This window comes from Acinetobacter uliginosus (genome assembly GCF_044130295.1).
Taxonomy (GTDB): Bacteria; Pseudomonadota; Gammaproteobacteria; order Pseudomonadales; family Moraxellaceae; genus Acinetobacter.
Genome location: NZ_JBIQOC010000010.1, coordinates 1 through 15,059 on the forward strand (window position 1 = coordinate 1; position 15,059 = coordinate 15,059).

15 protein-coding genes are annotated in these 15,059 nt (G+C 44.5%); 3 read left to right on the forward strand and 12 right to left on the reverse strand.

Going from position 1 to position 15,059, the window contains the following annotated elements; genetic code table 11:
• Positions 1 to 387 (forward strand): IS3 family transposase (locus ACE01T_RS03525; protein ID WP_395518754.1); only part of this gene is annotated, 387 nt, incomplete at its 5' end.
• Positions 388 to 607: 220 nt separating this feature from the next.
• Positions 608 to 1,030, forward strand: a complete 423-nt coding sequence (locus ACE01T_RS03530) for a hypothetical protein (RefSeq protein WP_086196104.1) — start codon at positions 608 to 610, stop codon at positions 1,028 to 1,030.
• 178 nt (positions 1,031 to 1,208) lie between these two features.
• Here ACE01T_RS03530 and ACE01T_RS03535 read toward each other — a convergent pair whose 3' ends face one another.
• Complete coding sequence (locus ACE01T_RS03535) at positions 1,209 to 1,970, reverse strand: ferredoxin--NADP reductase (RefSeq protein ID WP_180174689.1); 762 nt, start codon at positions 1,968 to 1,970, stop codon at positions 1,209 to 1,211.
• A gap of 85 nt (positions 1,971 to 2,055) precedes the next feature.
• On the opposite strand from ACE01T_RS03535, the gene gigC reads away from it, so the two are divergent.
• The gene (gene gigC, locus ACE01T_RS03540; RefSeq protein ID WP_166167753.1) at positions 2,056 to 2,934 is read left to right on the forward strand and encodes a LysR family transcriptional regulator GigC; all 879 of its coding nucleotides are present in this window, start codon (positions 2,056 to 2,058) and stop codon (positions 2,932 to 2,934) included.
• 40 nt (positions 2,935 to 2,974) lie between these two features.
• Here gigC and ACE01T_RS03545 read toward each other — a convergent pair whose 3' ends face one another.
• The 11 genes from ACE01T_RS03545 to nuoG form a co-directional block, all read right to left on the reverse strand.
• Positions 2,975 to 3,709: a cold shock domain-containing protein gene (locus tag ACE01T_RS03545; RefSeq protein ID WP_395518755.1), complete on the reverse strand. Its 735-nt coding sequence runs from the start codon at positions 3,707 to 3,709 to the stop codon at positions 2,975 to 2,977.
• Between the two features lie 123 nt (positions 3,710 to 3,832).
• Positions 3,833 to 4,126, reverse strand: a complete 294-nt coding sequence (locus ACE01T_RS03550) for a cold shock domain-containing protein (RefSeq protein WP_180082256.1) — start codon at positions 4,124 to 4,126, stop codon at positions 3,833 to 3,835.
• Between the two features lie 83 nt (positions 4,127 to 4,209).
• Positions 4,210 to 4,845, reverse strand: a complete 636-nt coding sequence (gene upp / locus ACE01T_RS03555; RefSeq protein WP_180082257.1) for a uracil phosphoribosyltransferase — start codon at positions 4,843 to 4,845, stop codon at positions 4,210 to 4,212.
• Positions 4,846 to 4,967: 122 nt separating this feature from the next.
• Positions 4,968 to 6,461, reverse strand: coding sequence for an NADH-quinone oxidoreductase subunit NuoN (gene nuoN / locus ACE01T_RS03560; RefSeq protein WP_166167762.1), 1,494 nt, complete (start codon positions 6,459 to 6,461; stop codon positions 4,968 to 4,970).
• Positions 6,462 to 6,464: 3 nt separating this feature from the next.
• The gene (gene nuoM / locus ACE01T_RS03565; protein ID WP_180082262.1) at positions 6,465 to 8,069 is read right to left on the reverse strand and encodes an NADH-quinone oxidoreductase subunit M; all 1,605 of its coding nucleotides are present in this window, start codon (positions 8,067 to 8,069) and stop codon (positions 6,465 to 6,467) included.
• 7 nt (positions 8,070 to 8,076) lie between these two features.
• On the reverse strand, positions 8,077 to 9,972 hold the full coding sequence (gene nuoL, locus ACE01T_RS03570) for an NADH-quinone oxidoreductase subunit L (protein ID WP_180082258.1): 1,896 nt from the start codon (positions 9,970 to 9,972) through the stop codon (positions 8,077 to 8,079).
• Positions 9,969 to 10,277, reverse strand: coding sequence for an NADH-quinone oxidoreductase subunit NuoK (gene nuoK / locus ACE01T_RS03575; protein ID WP_004651041.1), 309 nt, complete (start codon positions 10,275 to 10,277; stop codon positions 9,969 to 9,971). Before nuoK ends, nuoL begins: the two co-directional genes overlap by 4 nt.
• Positions 10,277 to 10,795, reverse strand: coding sequence for an NADH-quinone oxidoreductase subunit J (nuoJ, locus tag ACE01T_RS03580; protein WP_171521992.1), 519 nt, complete (start codon positions 10,793 to 10,795; stop codon positions 10,277 to 10,279). The genes nuoK and nuoJ overlap by 1 nt, the downstream gene beginning before the upstream one ends.
• Entirely contained in the window at positions 10,795 to 11,337 is a 543-nt protein-coding gene (nuoI, locus tag ACE01T_RS03585) for an NADH-quinone oxidoreductase subunit NuoI (RefSeq protein ID WP_086196032.1), read from the reverse strand. The genes nuoJ and nuoI overlap by 1 nt, the downstream gene beginning before the upstream one ends.
• 18 nt (positions 11,338 to 11,355) lie before the next feature.
• Positions 11,356 to 12,372 (reverse strand): NADH-quinone oxidoreductase subunit NuoH, encoded by a 1,017-nt coding sequence (nuoH, locus tag ACE01T_RS03590; protein WP_180042484.1) that lies wholly within the window; start codon positions 12,370 to 12,372, stop codon positions 11,356 to 11,358.
• A gap of 3 nt (positions 12,373 to 12,375) precedes the next feature.
• Positions 12,376 to 15,054: an NADH-quinone oxidoreductase subunit NuoG gene (gene nuoG / locus ACE01T_RS03595; protein ID WP_395518756.1), complete on the reverse strand. Its 2,679-nt coding sequence runs from the start codon at positions 15,052 to 15,054 to the stop codon at positions 12,376 to 12,378.
• Positions 15,055 to 15,059: the final 5 nt, after the last annotated feature.

Here is a 15,059-nt window from a genome sequence, read left to right on the forward strand (position 1 = left end):
TTGGTGTGTGATGCGTTTAACTATGCCATGGCTCGTCAGGGTTATCCAACGGGTGTCATGGTACATTCGGATCAAGGCTCACAGTACTGTAGTCGTGATTTTAGAACGCTATTACTGACAAATGATTGTATTCAGAGTATGTCTAGACGAGGAAACTGTTGGGATAATGCAGTGACCGAAAGCTTCTTTCATACATTGAAAGGTCATGTGATACATGGCAGTGTGTTTGCCACTCGAAAAGAGGCTAATGCTATATTGTTTGACTATATTGAGATTTATTACAATCGGGTCAGAAGGCATTCTGCAAACGGCTGGTTAAGTCCAGAAGCCTTTGAACAGAAATATTTTAAGAATTTAGAGGGATCAGCTGTCCACAATATTGTCTAGGATCAAGACACTATTATTTTACTTTAAGTCCCAGTATTTTAATTTAAGCTCCAGCAAAATTTAACCATGCAAAAGATAGGGGTTTAAGTTGCGGTTTTTAAAATAAGAAAATTAACCGATTTTTAAACCTGTCTAAGCTTTCATGATGAAACATGCTTTAGGTGCTGAAAGGCTTAAAATGAGCTATAATTATGCACCGTTTTTCATGCTGCTTAACTTTATGGCGTATCGTCAGCAATCTGTAACGCTTGATTTGGACACTGACGTCACTCATCAATGTTGTTTGCATTACACTCGTGATGAACATCTCATTGGAATTATTGAATTTAGTAAACCAAGTTATGTGCTTAAATGGGGTGATCTGGAATATTTCCGTCGTCGTACCGAAGAATTTTCTGTGATGCCGTTTCCTGAATGCATCAATGCCATGGTGATCGACATTCGCAATATTGCCCCGTTTATAGACAATGAAGTACCGATTATTCCTTGGCGCTTACTGGAAGAAGAATGTCCGATCCGTCTGGTGGTTCCCCAAGAACGACTTGAACATTATGCCGGTATATTTGAACCTACCTGGCTGACCAGCGATGTGGAAACTGCAATTCAGGAAATCCGCGAATTTATTGATATGTTTGTGCATTAAAAGATTAAAAGCTAAAAAATCCTCCTGAATGGAGGATTTTTTGTGATTAGAGAAAGTCCCCCTTAGAAGAAGGGGGATTTAGGGGGATTCAGTTTTCACGAGATAAATTATTCCTTTTAATCCCTCCCTTGCGAAGCAATGCTTCTCACCTTTAAAAAGGGAGGAACTCTAAATGCGATTACCAATAATTTTCGACCGCAATATTACCTTCACCACGGCGGTTCATTTTCAAGCCACGTGCTTTTAATGCTTCTTTAGTATCTTCCACCATTTGTGGGTTACCGCAAAGCATCACATGACTGGTATCTACATTGAATTGTAGCCCTACCGCTTTTTCCAGTTCACCATTTTCAATCAATACCGGTAAACGGTCATGCAACGCTGCATCGGGATTCCGGGTAATAATCGGGACAAATTTAAAGCCCGTATGACCTTCGCCAAAGGTTTCAGCTATTTCCTGAATACGCTCGACATAAGCCAGTTCGGCTTCCGTACGCACACTATAAACCAGATTGATCTTTTGATATTTCGACCAGGTTTCAAAGTCTTGTAGCATGGAAATAAACGGTGCCAAACCTGTGCCAGTCGCGAGTAGCCACAAGTCATGCGGTAATGGGAGCTGATAACGCGCCAAGGTTAAAAAACCATAAGGAATTTTTTCCAGGTACAGTTCATCACCAACCTGTAAATGTTGCAGGTTAGATGTAAATGCACCATTTGGCACTACAATTGAAAAGAACTCTAGGGTTTCATCAAAGGGGGATGACACCACGGAATAAGCCCGAACCACCAGTTCATCGCCCACTTTTAGGCCAATACGTGCAAACTGCCCTGCAGTAAATTTAAAATGTGCAGGTCGTGTCATGGTAAAACTGAATAAGGTATTGGTCCAGCGATGTACAGATAAAACTTTTTCTAAGCTAAATTTTTCAATTGACATGATTTCAACGTGGCATGAAAGACTGTGCTCATGGTAGCATGACCACATAATTTATTAATATTTTTTAAATGTTAAGGCTCTATTCATGCGCATGACCTTACGCCAGTTGGCTGTTTTTGTAGCAGTTGCACAAGAAGGCACAGTAACCAAAGCCAGCGATGCTGTCAAACTCACGCAAAGTGCTGCAAGTATGGCTTTAGCAGATTTGGAAGATGGCTTGGGTGCACCTCTATTCGACCGTCTTGGCAAGCGTCTGCAACTCAATGATTTAGGTCGTTTTCTACTTCCACAAGCACTAGAAATTTTAGGTCGCTGCGAAGCTTTTGAACAGGCGGCTAAAGGTGAATTACAAAGTATTGACCTGCGCCTGGGGGCAACCTTAACCATTAGCGATTACCTGATGCCGGACCTGATGGCAGACTTTTTGCAAATTCAGCCGCAAGCACATTTGCAGTTGCAAGTAGGCAACACCCGTCAGATGATTGAAGCAGTCAACCAGTTCCAGCTGGATTTAGCCTTAATTGAAGGGTCCTGTCATTTGCCACAGCTGCAGTGTATACACTGGCGCGATGATGAACTGGCGGTATGCTGTTCACCAGAGCATCCATTGGCAAAACTGGACCGCGCAATTACCGCTAAAGATTTTGACCATGTCGAATGGATTTTACGTGAAGAAGGTTCAGGGACCCGTGAGGTGTTTGACAATGCCATTTTAAAAGACCTGCCAGATGCCAATATCCGCCTCACTTTAGGCCATAATGAAGCGATTTTAAAAATTGTGGCGGGAGGTATCGGGATGTCCTGTATTTCTAAACTCGCCATTGAACCTTTACGTGAAAAAGGTCAGCTGGTCATTTTGGAAACTCCTTTCTGGCAACTGACTCGTCCTTTATTCATGTTGGTTCATCGTCAGAAATATCAGGGACCCGGCCTTAAAGCCTTTATGAAATTCTGTGAAGAATAAAAAACGATTTAAAAAAAGCGCCATTTAGGCGCTTTTTTTATTACCAGCGTGAATCATTTTCACAAGGTATACCGTCACCATCACCATCCATCTTATGATTTGGGCAGTTTTGTACATACCACACAGCTTCTGCTCTTGAATTCATTTGACTGCAATGTTGCCGTTCATCACATTTAAATTGTGCTGTTGCTAATCTCACCCCATTTTGCTGATCAATACTGGCATTAATCTTTTCCGAGCGCGGTTTAGTGGTATTGTAAGTTTCACCTGCCAGATTACGCTGCCCCTGCTCCGACAAAACTGCTTCCGGTAAATCCCCCAGTGCTTCTCGCTGTTGTGACACAATACGCTGTTGCTCTATAATCAACTGTTGCGCTTTCAGCTGCTCTGCCGTGCGATAATCCTGATATTGACCATAACCGATCACAGCAAGCAGTGCCAGAATGATCAAGGCAATAGCAGATAAGATTCGGCCTTTATATGAAGCCTTATTATAACGTGGTGAAGCAGTTTTCTTTTTTGTACCTACTGGCTTGGCAGCTATACTCTCCGCTGAGGCAGACTGTAGATCCAGTCGTACAATACGGTCGGCTTTAAACTTGCAATCATCTTCCACAATAATAAATTTTAACTTCTCCCCGACTTTAGGTTCGATAGTGCTATTGGGCACATCTTTAATGTGAAAGAAAATATCTTTCACTGCGCCTTCCTCTACTGCAATAAATCCAAAACCGCGCTCTGCGTTATAAGTTTTGACTTTCCCCTGAACAAACATAAAATACTCTTTTTCATTTATATTTTTTCTTATTATAATAAAAAAGAGGCCCAAAAGCCTCTTTTCCAATGATTGTCAAAAGCAATCCTGAACATCATCATGCTGCAATCAAAAGCAGAAGCATCAACCTCGAAAATTCGACAACAAGGCGGATGTAATCGATTTATTATGCTCGGATACTTTCGATTTTTTTGCTTTTGCTGAGTGATCTGCAACACGTTCTATACGAACAGCCTTGTACTTGTCACCATTTTTAACAGCCGCAAATTTTACCCGTTCATTACGTTTCGGTTCGCCTTCTGCCGCAGGGAAATCTGAAATATGAAAGAAAATATCCCCTTCAGCCGAACCAATAAAACCAAAGCCTTTTTCAGGGTCATACTTTTTGATTTTACCCTGATGTAATTCATCTTTCATGCTGCTGCCCTATGCTAAAAAATGCCATGTTTACAGTATATAAAAAAAGAGGCCTGAAGCCTCTTTTAATTTGTCTTCTAGGCTCAGTCTTTTTGCACTGAACCGAAAATTTTATCGCCTGCATCGCCAAGACCCGGAACGATATAACCATTTTCGTTGAGACCGTCATCAATAGCTGCTGTGAAAATTGTCACATCTGGGTGTTTTTCTTCTACTTTTTTAATGCCTTCAGGCGCTGCAACTAAGACCATGACACGGATATCTTTACAGCCGCTCGCCTTCAATACATCAATGGCTGCAACCAATGAAGAACCGGTTGCCAGCATCGGGTCGATAATCATCGCCAAACGGTTTTGTACATCGGGAACCAGTTTTTTATAATAAGTACGTGCTTGCAAGGTTTCTTCATCACGCTCAAGACCCAATACAGAAACTTTGGCACTTGGAATCAGGTTCAAAAACCCATCTAACATGCCAATACCTGCACGCAGAATAGGAACAACGGTAATTTTTTTACCCGCAATACTGTCTACAGTAACTTTGCCATTCCAGCCGTCAATTTCATGCTCACACATCGGCAAGTCTTTGGTTGCTTCATAAGTCAGAAGCATGGTCACTTCTTGCGCTAGTTCGCGGAAGTTTTTTGTACTGATGTCTGCACGACGTAGCAAACCAAGTTTATGTCGGATAAGTGGATGACGGATTTCATGAATAGCCACGGGAGAGCACCTAAAAGATGAGATAAAATTTCAGCTATTATAAATGTTTTTTATATCTCTTATAAACCAAAAAGCCCCCTATGAAAGGAGGCTTTTTAGAAAAAACTTATAGTTTTTTTAGATTACTGTTGAGATAGCATGAAATGCAATGGAGATAAAATCTCCGCTTGAAGCGCCAATTTGATGATTGGATCAGGATAAACACCAATGATCAATACAGCCAATGCCGCAGCAAGCACCATAATACCACCCACTTTCTGACCCCAATGTTTGTCGGCATCAATACGTGGCGTATCTGGCGGAGTCATATACATCACCACCATCACACGAAGGTAATAGTACAGACCAATACCTGAACCCACTACAATCATGGCAGCAAGGAACCAGTGCTGGGTTGTTACCGCAGCCATCACCACCAAGAACTTACCAATGAAGCCTGCAGTCAATGGAATACCCGCAAGAGATAACATCATGACAGTCAAGGTCGCAGTCAATACTGGACGGCGCCAGAACAAACCACGGTAATCTGCCAGACTTTGTGCTTCATCTGCATTGTTATACGGACTAGACATCAACGCTACAACACCAAATGCACCAATCGTCGTCAATACATAAGTGATTACGTATACAGATACGTTACCCAGGCTTGCATAAGTCATGCTGATTAAACCAATCAGCAAATAACCAAAGTGCGCAATTGAAGAGTAACCCAGAATACGTTTCAGGTTGACTTGACGTACTGCAAGGAAGTTACCCACCAGAATAGAAAGCACCGCAATAATCGTGATGATCGTTACGATTGAATCTACCAGGATTGCGCCTGAAGCAAGTAAATAACGTACAAACAGACCAATGGTTGCCACTTTAGCCACAGTCGCAAGGAATGTTGCGATTGGCGCTGGAGCACCTGCATACACGTCTGGCGTCCATTTATGGAATGGCGCAAGAGACAATTTAAATGCCACGGCAAAAACGATTAAGCCTAGACCTAAAATCACCATTGGCTGTTTGATGGCTTGCATCAAGGCCTGAACATTGTCATAGAAAGACAATGAACCGGTATAAGCATAGATATATGCCATGCCCATCAACAACATTGCAGAAGCAGTTGCTGAAAGAACAAGGTATTTAATACCCGCTTCTAGCGATTGTGAACGTTGGTGTGTATAAGCCAAAAGACCGTATACAGGAATCGACATTAGCTCAAGGCTAATGAAGAAAGATGCATAATGAGAACTTGCCACCATCAGCATTGCGCCCGCTACCGAGCACAGCATCAGGATATACAGTTCTTCACGGTTATCTTGATAGCTTTCAATATAAGCATGTGACAAGGTACAGCAAGCCAGTGCAGCAATCAGAATGACCAATTGGTACAGCAAGGTAAATGGGTCAAGCATAAACATGCCCATCACGTTCGCTGGTGCAAAAGCACCACCGAACATTGCAATCAGGACATAGGCTGCAGCAAGGTTCAAGCCGACTACAGAGGCTGTTGCAATTAAATTATGGTTACGTTTAATTGCAATGAGAAGCATCACTACGATCGCAGTTAAAGCCACGATCATCACAGGAGCTAATGGCATAAGCTCGGAAAATGACATTGTGAAGTTCATGGCTTATTGGATCTCCACATTTTGTTGAGATACGACCTGTTGAGTCGCATCGACAACTTCTTGAACTGGGATATAGCTGTTTGCTAACCACGCCATGCTTGAATTTGAAATATCAAGGAAGCTTTGTGGATAGATACCGAGCCATAGTAGACCAAAAGCACACACTAACAAAATAACAATCTCACGCGCATTCAAGTCTTTCAATGGGCTTGTATAATTTTGTTTTTGCTCTTCATTTGGCGTACCAAACAATGCTTTGTGAATCAGGATCAAGCCATAAAGACCTGCCAATACCAAGCTGGTCGCTGCCACAATGGTAAAGGCTGGGAATTTGTTGAATGAACCCATCAAAATCAGGAATTCACCAATAAAGTTACCTAAACCTGGAATACCGACAAGCGCAGCAATAAAGAACATCAGGAAGAAAGCAAGGTACGGGAATTGACCGCGCATACCACCCATTAAACGTAAGTCGCGCGTATGAACACGCTCGTACACTTGACCACACATAATGAACAAGGCAGCAGATGACAGGCCATGTGCCAGCATCATGATCATTAAGCCTTGGAAAGTCAGGATATTACCTGCGTAAAGTGCAAGTAATACAAAGCCCATGTGCGAAATAGAAGTATACGCCAGCAAACGTTTCATATCGGTTTGCTGGAAAGCACACCAGGCACCGTAGAACACACCGACTAAACCGAAGATGATCGCGATATCTGCAAACTGTGCAGAAGCCGCCGGGAAGAATGGCATAACAAAACGAAGCAGACCGTATGCAGCAGTCTTAATCAGGATACCTGCCAAGTCGACAGAACCGGCTGTCGGTGCTTGAGCATGCGCATCTGGTAACCAGCCGTGCAATGGGAACACTGGAAGTTTTACAGCGAAACCGATGAACATACAGATCATCAAGGCATAAGCCACTGATGGCAACTGTGCATCAAGCGTATTCGCCACACCTAACAGGTAGTTGTAATCGAAGCCGATCATGCCAGTCATCATGTATCCGTAAACCACAAGGCCTAGAATACCGATCAACATGATCAAACCTGCGACCTGCGTATAGATGAAGAACTTGGTCGCTGCATAAACACGTGACTTACCGTCTGCTCCCTTATGACCCCATAAGGCAATCAGGAAGTAGATTGGTACCAGCATCATCTCCCAGAAGAAGAAGAACAGGAACAGGTCTATCGCCAGGAATACACCGATTACCCCACCCAAAGACCATAAAAGGTTTAAGTGGAAGAAACCCACGTTCTTTTGAATCTCACCCCATGAACAGCCCACTGCAAGTACACCCAGTAATGCAGTCAAGCCGACCATAAGCAGTGAAAGACCATCCACCGCAAGGTGAATGTTAATGCCAAGGGTTGAAATCCAAGGCAACATGAATTCGGCAGACCAAGTTGGAACTTTTGCGCCGAGTTCATAGTGATAAGTACCGGAATTCCAAAGCGCAACGGTTAAGCCCAAAGTAATGAGCATACCGAATAACGCAATGTAACGCGGTAGTTTGTCGTCGAGCTTGTCGACGATCCAGCATACAAAACCTGCAATGAACGGTACGAGGATCAGCGCGGGTAAAATCCAGTTGTTTGTGATTTCCATCTTATTTCCCCACTACCTGAATCACGATCAGGATCATCAGCAATACCACTACACCGAGTGACATACTTGATGCGTATTCACGCAATGAACCTGTTTGACGTGAGCTGGTGAAGCTATGACCACCTTTAACAATGGCAGGAAGCACTAACCACAGGCCGTCAATCGGATCACGACCTAAAATTTTCGCGATAAGCAAATATGGTTTCACAAATACGATGTTATACAACGCATCAAAACCAAGTGCATTACGGCAGATATTGGCAAGGCCGGCACCCAATGAAGTACGGGCAAAACCTTTCACTGCATTATAAGCAAAGACAAATAATACGATACCTACCACAAGACCAGCCAATGCAATACCCACAGCGGTATATTCAGCACCATGTACACCTGCTTCAAGCGCTTCAGGAATAACAAAAGCTGGAATATTGGCTTTGGTTAATGCAGCTTCTACTGGTGCTTTCAAGAAGTAAGCCAAGCCAGTTGAAAGTACCGCCAAGATACCCAACGGAGCCCAATAAGTTGCACCTTTGATTTCGTGATAAGGCGTGTTTTCTTTACCAAAGAATACAACCCAGATTAAACGGAATGTATAGATTGACGTTAAGAATGCACCCGCAACACCTGTCCAGTATAAGCAATTATATATAGGAAGATTTGCAATGTGGCTTTGTGCCCAAACTGCACCAAGGATGGCATCTTTCGAGAAGAAGCCGATGGTCAAGAATGGAATGGCAGCCAACGCACCACCACCAATTGCGAAGCAGGCAAACAGGAATTTGTTATGTTTGAACAAGCCACCCATTTTGAAGATGTTTTGTTCGTGATGGTAAGCCAGAATCACAGCACCAGAAGACAAGAACAATAATGCCTTGAAGAATGCGTGTGAAAGCATGTGGAACAGGCCCGCTTGGTATGCTTCAGCACCAACAGCCATAAACATATAACCCAACTGACTCATGGTTGAGTAAGCCAGAATACGTTTGATGTCTGTTTGAACCAATGCAGCAAAACCAGCAACAATCAATGTTACCGCACCAGTGATCGAAATGAACATCATCACTTCTGGTGTCATTTCAAACACGGAGAACATACGGCAGCACAGGTAAACACCGGCTGTTACCATTGTTGCCGCATGGATCAACGCAGAAACAGGTGTAGGACCTGCCATTGCATCAGCCAACCATGTTTGTAATGGAATTTGCGCAGATTTACCGGCAGCACCCAGGAACAACATTAAAGATGTCCAGATCGCAAGTGAATGGTCACCCGCTAATACTTGAGGTGCATTGGCAACGATTGTACCGATATGCAAAGTACCGAATTGTTGGAAAATCAGGAACAATGCAATCAGCAAGAATACGTCACCGATACGAGTTACAGTAAATGCCTTGATGGCTGCAAAACCATTTTCCGGGTTTTGATAGTAGTAACCAATTAGCAAGTAAGAGCAAAGACCTACGCCTTCCCAACCCAAGAACAATAACGCCAGGTTATCGCCAAGAACGAGCAGCAACATGCTGGCAACGAACAGGTTGAAGTAAGAGAAGAAACGTGCAAAGTCTTCTTCACCGCGCATGTACCATGAGGCAAAGATGTGAATCAGAAAACCTACACCGGTGATCATGCCGGTCATGAGTAATGACAGGCCGTCTAGGTGCAAGCTCATGCCTGGTGCAAAACCACCGACATTGAACCAGGTCCAAAGATGTTGAACCTGAGCTACTGAACCATTGTCTACAAAGCCCATGCCAGCAATCAGTGCAAATAAAGCAGATAAACCGACTGAACCCACACCAATAATGGCTGCCACATTTTCAGGAAGCTTATTGCGCCCCGCCGCCAAGAGGACAAAACCAATGAGCGGAAATAAAATTGTTAAATATAAATAACTCATCCGCGCATCTCACTAGCAGCATCCACATCCAAATGATGGAAGCGATGGTAGAACTGAAGGACGATCGCAAGACCAATACAAGCCTCTGCAGCTGCAAGGGTCAAGATCAGGATGAACATGATTTGTCCATCTGGCTGTAACCATGCACTACCTGCAAGAACGAACGCAAGCGCCGCTGCGTTCATCATGATTTCAAGGCTCATCAACATAAATAGTAGGTTGCGTCGCACCATTACACCGTAAAAACCCAGTGCAAAAAGAATGGTTGCAACGATTAAACCGTGTTCTAAAGGAATGTTGCCCATTATTCTTTTTCCTCTTTTGCACTTGGTTCACGTTTACCTAAGTGGAATGCTGCAACGAGGGCTGCAAGCAATAACATTGCGGCAACTTCTACCAATAGTAAGTAGTGAGTAAAGAGCGCTGTACCTACAGCTTTAGGTCCCACAACTTTAGTGCCCATCACCGGACCTGCGGTTGTGTAATCCGAACCAAGCATCCAGACGAGCACCAAGCCCATCAGGAAACTCATCAATGCTGGATATGCCCATGCAGATGAAGTCAGCCATTTACGTTCCTGTTCAACCGTATGTTGACCAAGATTTAGCATCATCACCACAAACACGAACAACACCATGATCGCGCCGGCATAAACAATAATTTCTAGTGCGCCAGCGAATGGCGCACCAACGATCATGAACATCCCTGCCACAGCAAGGAGGGACACGATCAGGCTTAATAAAGCATGCACAGGATTCGCGTTAGTCACCACACGAACCGTAGAAACAATGGCCACAAGTGCCATCAAATAAAATGGCCACATCATGGTAATAAGCTCCGTACGTCAACTGGTGCACTTTCACGTTGTGCCTGACCTTTATCTTTACCTGCCACTGCCATACCGGTTACACGGTAGAAGTTGTAGTCAGGATATTTACCAGGACCTGAAATGAGCAGGTTCTCTTTTTCGTAGACCAAGTCTTGACGAACGTATTCACTTAACTCGAAATCTGGTGTCATTTGAATCGCTGTCGTTGGACACGCTTCTTCACACATACCGCAGAAAATACAACGCGAGAAGTTGATACGGAAAAACTCCGGATACCAGCGACCATCTTCTTTTTCTGCTTTCTGTAAAGAAATACAGCCAACCGGACAGGCAACCGCACACAGGTTACATGCCACGCAGCGTTCTTCACCATCTGGGTCACGTGTCAATACAATACGACCACGGAAACGCGGCGGAACAATTTGTTCAGCTGGCACTTCTGGATAAAGAATAGTGTCACGTTTACGTGTCACGTGGCTGAATACCATCCACAATGAACGTACGATTGACCCGAATCCAGCTAGAATTTTATACATTTTGTACTCCCTGCTGTCCTAGGCCTGATTCATCAGAATCACAGCACCAGTCACCAACAAGTTGACCAACGCCAATGGCAAACAAATTTTCCAACCAAAGTTCATCACCTGATCGTAACGTGGACGCATTAACGAACCACGAGCCAAGACAAACATCATCACAAAGAATGCTGTTTTGATAATGAACCAGAATACTGGTGGAATAAATGGAATTTCTAGGTTAAATGGTGCTAACCAACCGCCAAAGAATAAAGTGACGATCAATGCTGAAATAAGAACTACGTTGACATATTCCGCAACGAAGAACATACCCCATTTCATACCGCCGTATTCGACGTGATAACCTTCCGCCAATTCTTGCTCAGCTTCCGGTTGGTCAAATGGATGACGGTGCGTTACCGCAACACCTGCAACAATAAAGATAATGAAACCTAGGAATTGTGGAATCACAAACCATACATCGCGTTGTGCTTCAACAATTTCACGCATGTTGAATGAACCGGCAATTGCCACCACACCCATCAGCGAGATCCCCAGGAACACTTCATAAGAAATGGTTTGAGCTGCAGAACGCAGACCACCCAATAACGCATATTTGTTATTTGAAGACCAGCCACCGAATAGCACGGCATATACTGCGATACCAGCCATTGCCATAAAGAACAACAGGCCGATGCTCATATCTGCTACGCCCATTGTCGGACTTACAGGAATCACCATGAACGAAAGTACCGCAGTTGCCATGGCAACTGCAGGTGCTAAACGGAAAGTCAGCTTATCGGCAAACTTAGGCGTCCAGTCTTCCTTGAACATGATTTTCAGCATGTCGGCAACGATCTGGAACATCCCCCCGGGACCAACACGGTTTGGACCGTAACGGTCTTGCCATAACGCAAGTAAACGGCGTTCGATGAATGACATCAACGCAGCGACAAGCACCACTACAAGCAAGATCACAATCGCTTGAATCACAGAATAAGCGATTGGCCAGTTCTCAGCCCATAGCGGTGTTTGACGTATAATTTCTTGACTCATGAATTACACTCCTACCGCGACGGATACAGGCTCTGCAAGTGAAACCGTTGGTGCAAGACCAACTGGATAACCGATATAACCTGTCGGTAAATATTCGATCACTTGAACTGGAAGGCTAATTGTCGCCTCACCTGCTTGCACAGTAATTTTTTGACCATCTTGAACGTTCAGACGCGCAGCATCCTGTTCGCCTACTGCAAACATGGCTTCAGGAATACGTGATTCCATGGCCGGAGTTTTCACCGTAAATTCACCAGAAGCGAAGATATGATGCATTGGCACTAAACGGAAGCTTTCAGCATTTGCAAGTACTGCTGCTGGAGCAACGAAAGTACGTGCAGGGCGTTTAGCCAAACGATCAAATAAACGAATACCCGAATCACCACCTTTTAGGTGACCACCCACGTGATCCTGGAATTTGTTCCAGGCTTGTGGAGAGTTCCAACCTGCAGACCATGCAAATGGAACCAATGGAGATGGGGTTTCATTACCCACATAACCTTCCATAGAGAACGTTAATGCAGAATCGACATCGATTGGCTGTTTAGGTTCATGAACAGACAATGGTGCACGCATAGAGGTACGACCAGAGTAACGACGCGGTTCACGCGCAATCTTCAAGCCATGGACACGGTAACCTGCATCTGGTGCTACATCCTGAATGGCTTCAAGTGCCGGAACATTTTTCACTACAGATTCAATGACATCATCCAGCAAGGTCCAGGAAATCGCTTTGCCTTTTACACCGGTTTCAATGGCATGTAACCAGCGCCAAGATTCTTTGATTGCAAGTTCCGGTTTGTAGTAGCTTGGGTCATACACCTGGTAGAAACGTTGTGCACGGCCTTCTTGAGATACCACAGTACCATCACCTTCCGCGAAGCTTGCAGCAGAAAGCACGATATCTGCTTTCTTCACAGTTTCGGTTTCAGAGTGATCAAGAACAATCACGTCTTTGCCTGCAAGTGCAGCGTTGACTTGAGCAGCAGGTAAACGACGGTAAAGGTCATTTTCCACAATGATAACAGTGTCATAGTCTTGCGCAAATGCTTGCTCAAGGCTGTTACCACCGAAGATTGCAAGACCCATTGAGTTCACTTCAGGAACAGTCAAGGTCAAACCAGCATTACCCAGGTTCTGTGCCACTTGTGCAGCAGCTTCCATGATGGCAGCATCTTGTAAGCTGGTACCAGAGATGATCAATGGTTTCTTCGCCGCTTTTAAAGTGTCAGCAATGGTTTGAGCAAATGCTTTGGCATCGTCATCTAAACCAGTAACCGCTTCACCTGCAACTGCCGCAGCAACCGCAAAGCCTAAACGTGCAATATCGTTTGGAGAAGCAACCACTTCGCCAGTCGCGACGTCAGCTAAACGCGTTTGAGTCGCAGCAAGAATGTAGATTGGGGATTTTGCATCCTGACCAATACGTTGTACCGGTTCAGCCAACCATTCTTGGGTGCGGCGTTCTGCTGCCATTTCTTTGGCTTTGTTTTTCGCAGCTTGGCGAACAGATAAAGCCATACGTGGCGCAGTTTGGGTTAAATCTTCACCCAAGATGAGCACTGCATCATAACTTTCGATTTCACGCATGGTCGGGTTATAAACACCCTCGGTTTGCATGATCGATGCAGCCAATTCAACCAGGTTTTGCTCTTTTTGAGCCATACCAGTTGAGTAGTTGTCTTGACCAACAAGCTCACGCAATGCGAAGTTCGTTTCAAGCGATGCACGTGGTGAACCAATACCCAGAACTTTTTTGCCCTGAATCTTTTCAATCACGGTATCCAGTGCTGTATCCACTGAAACAGTCGTTACGTTTGCACCATCACGGAATTGTGGCTGACGTGGACGGTCTGCACGGTTCACATAACCGGTACCGAAACGGCCTTTGTCACACAGGAAGTATTGGTTTACATCGCCGTTGAAACGGTTTTCAACACGACGAAGTTCGCCATAACGTTCACCCGGAGAGATGTTACAGCCTGAAGAACAGCCTTGGCATACGCTTGGCGCATACTGCATGTCCCACTTACGATTATAACGTTCAGAGTGAGTTTTGTCGGTGAACACACCTGTTGGACATACTTCAGTCAGGTTACCCGAGAATTCAGATTCTAAAGTGCCTGATTCTGGACGACCAAAGTACACACGTGATGCATTGGCATACACGCCAAAGTCAGTACCGCCCGCGTAGTCCTTATAGTAACGGACACAACGGTAACACGCGATACAACGGTTCATTTCGTGCGCAATAAACGAACCAAGTTCCTGGTTGTAATGGGTACGTTTGGTGAAACGGTAACGACGGCGGTCGTGTTGTGTCATTACTGTCATATCTTGCAGATGACAGTGACCACCTTCTTCACAGACTGGACAGTCGTGTGGATGGTTGGTCATCAAGAATTCAACAACAGATGCACGGAAATCTTTTGCTTCTTTGTCTTCAATCGAGATGTAGGTATTGTCAGCCGCTGGCGTCATACATGACATGACTAAACGACCACGCGTATCTTCAGGATTCGCGTATTGAGTCACGGCACATTGACGGCAAGAACCGACAGAACCTAAGGATGGATGCCAACAAAAGTACGGGATATCAATGCCCAAAGATAAACATGCTTGCAGCAGGTTTTCTGAGCCATTGACTTCGTACGATTTGCCATCGACATGAATTGTAGCCATAGTCG